Below are 298 nucleotides of genomic sequence, written 5' to 3'. Positions count from 1 at the left end.
TTTCTACTTTATAGTCATTTAGTATCTTTCCTTGAATTACGTGCATTGTGTATTCCTCAACAACTTTTCCGTCCTTAACATGTTCTCTTACTATTCTTCTTGCCTTTTCTGCATCCATCTTAACATAAGTAACCTTTTCTTCACCTGGCTTTATAACCTCAACAATTGGTTCCATCTTACAAAGACAGATACATCCAGTTTGAGCAACTACAACATCAGTAAGACCTAGCTTTTCAACCTCTTCCATAATTGCAAGAAGAACTGGTCTTGCTCCTGCTGCTATACCGCATGTTGCCAT

1 protein-coding gene is annotated in these 298 nt (G+C 37.6%); it reads right to left on the bottom strand.

Going from position 1 to position 298, the window contains the following annotated elements:
- The coding region (locus TCEL_RS13895) for a (2Fe-2S) ferredoxin domain-containing protein (RefSeq protein ID WP_051150584.1) at positions 1-298 on the bottom strand (298 nt) is incomplete at both ends.

This window comes from Thermobrachium celere DSM 8682 (assembly GCF_000430995.1).
GTDB classification, from domain to species: domain Bacteria; phylum Bacillota; class Clostridia; order Clostridiales; family Caloramatoraceae; genus Thermobrachium; species Thermobrachium celere.
This window is presented reverse-complemented; position numbering and strand designations above follow the sequence as displayed.